This window comes from Halomonas sp. 707B3 (genome assembly GCF_024158645.1).
GTDB classification, from domain to species: domain Bacteria; phylum Pseudomonadota; class Gammaproteobacteria; order Pseudomonadales; family Halomonadaceae; genus Vreelandella; species Vreelandella lionensis.
Map to the genome: position 1 here is coordinate 1 of NZ_JAMZBE010000238.1, position 3,135 is coordinate 3,135.

Here is a 3,135-nt window from a genome sequence, read left to right on the forward strand (position 1 = left end):
GTGTTTTGTGATCGTCTCTTTCCGTCAGCGCCTTGGCTGGCGGATGCGTATCCGGTGTTCTGAGTGCGTTCACACTCTTCGTTATCACTGCGACCAGACCCCTTGGGTGTTATAGGGTCAAGCCTCACGGGCCATTAGTACACGTTAGCTCAACGCCTTGCAGCGCTTCCACACCGTGCCTATCCACCAGCTGGTCTCGCTGGGCCCTTTAGGAGACTCTAGGTCTCAGGGATGTCTCATCTTGAAGGGGGCTTCCCGCTTAGATGCTTTCAGCGGTTATCCCGTCCGACCATAGCTACCCGGCAATGCCACTGGCGTGACAACCGGAACACCAGAGGGTCGTCCACTCCGGTCCTCTCGTACTAGGAGCAGCTCTTCTCAAACATCCAACGCCCACGGCAGATAGGGACCGAACTGTCTCACGACGTTCTAAACCCAGCTCGCGTACCACTTTAAATGGCGAACAGCCATACCCTTGGGACCGACTTCAGCCCCAGGATGTGATGAGCCGACATCGAGGTGCCAAACACCGCCGTCGATGTGAACTCTTGGGCGGTATCAGCCTGTTATCCCCGGAGTACCTTTTATCCGTTGAGCGATGGCCCTTCCATACAGAACCACCGGATCACTAGAACCTGCTTTCGCACCTGCTCGACGTGTCTGTCTCGCAGTCAAGCACCCTTATGCTCTTGCACTCATTGCACGATGTCCGACCGTGCTGAGGGTACCTTCGTGCTCCTCCGTTACTCTTTGGGAGGAGACCGCCCCAGTCAAACTACCCACCACACACTGTCCTCGATCCGGATCACGGACCTGAGTGAGAACGCCAATGATGCCAGGCTGGTATTTCAAGGTTGGCTCCACCCGAACTGGCGTCCGGGTTTCAAAGCCTCCCAGCTATCCTACACAGGCAACATCAGCGTCCAGTGTGAAGCTATAGTAAAGGTTCACGGGGTCTTTCCGTCTAGCCGCGGGTACACCGCATCTTCACGGCGATTTCAATTTCACTGAGTCTCGGGTGGAGACAGCGTGGCCATCATTACGCCATTCGTGCAGGTCGGAACTTACCCGACAAGGAATTTCGCTACCTTAGGACCGTTATAGTTACGGCCGCCGTTTACCGGGGCTTCAATCAAGAGCTTCGGACGAATCCTAACACCATCATTTAACCTTCCGGCACCGGGCAGGCGTCACACCCTATACGTCCGCTTGCGCGTTAGCAGAGTGCTGTGTTTTTACTAAACAGTTGCAGCCACCTGGTATCTTCGACCGGTTCGGGCTGAGGAAGCAAGTTCCCTTACCCTACGCCGGCGTGCCTTCTCCCGAAGTTACGGCACCATTTTGCCTAGTTCCTTCACCCGAGTTCTCTCAAGCGCCTTGGGATTCTCACCCTGACCACCTGTGTCGGTTTGGGGTACGGTCGCACATGATCTGAAGCTTAGAGGCTTTTCCTGGAAGCGTGGCATCAATGACTTCCGGACCGTGGTCCGTTCGTTTCGTGTCTCGGCCTTGAAGCGTCTCGGATTTACCTAAGACACAAGCCTACTCACTTTCACCAGGACAACCAACGCCTGGCTCACCTAGCCTTCTCCGTCCCCCCATCGCAATCATGTCCGGTACGGGAATATTGACCCGTTTCCCATCGACTACGCCTTTCGGCCTCGCCTTAGGGGCCGACTCACTCTGCTCCGATTAGCGTCGAACAGAAACCCTTGGTCTTCCGGCGAGGGAGTTTTTCACTCCCTTTATCGTTACTCATGTCAGCATTCGCACTCGTGATACCTCCAGCATGCTTCTCAACACACCTTCATCGGCTTACACGACGCTCCTCTACCGCTCATCCAGAGGATGAACCCGTAGCTTCGGTACCTGGTTTAGCCCCGTTACATCTTCCGCGCAGGCCGACTCGACTAGTGAGCTATTACGCTTTCTTTAAAGGATGGCTGCTTCTAAGCCAACCTCCTAGCTGTCTGAGCCTTCCCACATCGTTTCCCACTTAACCAGGATTTGGGGACCTTAGCTGACGGTCTGGGTTGTTTCCCTTTTCACGACGGACGTTAGCACCCGCCGTGTGTCTCCCACGCTCGCACTCACCGGTATTCGGAGTTTGCCTCGGGTTGGTAAGTCGGGATGACCCCCTAGCCGAAACAGTGCTCTACCCCCGGCGGTGATACGTGAGGCGCTACCTAAATAGCTTTCGAGGAGAACCAGCTATCTCCGAGCTTGATTAGCCTTTCACTCCGATCCACAAGTCATCCAAATCTTTTTCAACAGATCCTGGTTCGGGCCTCCAATTGATGTTACTCAATCTTCACCCTGCTCATGGATAGATCGCTCGGTTTCGGGTCTATATCCAGCGACTGTGTCGCCCAGTTAAGACTCGGTTTCCCTACGGCTCCCCTATACGGTTAACCTCGCCACTGAATATAAGTCGCTGACCCATTATACAAAAGGTACGCAGTCACAGAACAAGTCTGCTCCTACTGCTTGTACGCACACGGTTTCAGGATCTATTTCACTCCCCTCTCCGGGGTTCTTTTCGCCTTTCCCTCACGGTACTGGTTCACTATCGGTCAGTCAGGAGTATTTAGCCTTGGAGGATGGTCCCCCCGTCTTCAGTCAAGGTTTCTCGTGCCCCGACCTACTCGATTTCACATGCGCAGATTTTCGACTACGGGGCTATCACCCGCTACGGCCGTGCTTCCCAGCACGTTCGTCTAATCCGTTGCATGCTTAAGGGCTGGTCCCCGTTCGCTCGCCGCTACTAGGGGAATCTCGGTTGATTTCTTTTCCTCAGGGTACTTAGATGTTTCAGTTCCCCTGGTTCGCCTCTTACGCCTATATATTCAGCGTAAGATACTCATCTGATGATGAGTGGGTTTCCCCATTCAGAGATGTCCGGGTCACAGGTTGTTGCCACCTCGCCGAACCTTATCGCAGGCTACCACGTCTTTCATCGCCTCTGACTGCCTAGGCATCCACCGTGTGCGCTTCATTGCTTGACCCTATAACCCGAAGGAGTCTGGGGTTCGCAATGATAACGATTGCCGGATACGCTTGAGACGTATCACAAAACAAGTTACGTAAGAACGTTCGAAAACGTTCTTGTCAGCATGATATACATTGTTAAAGAGC

General features: G+C 54.0%; 1 rRNA gene. It reads right to left on the minus strand.

From position 1 onward, the window contains the following. Window positions 1-113: 113 nt before the first annotated feature. Window positions 114-3,005, minus strand: a 23S ribosomal RNA gene (locus BIS10_RS18060). Window positions 3,006-3,135 lie beyond the last annotated feature (130 nt).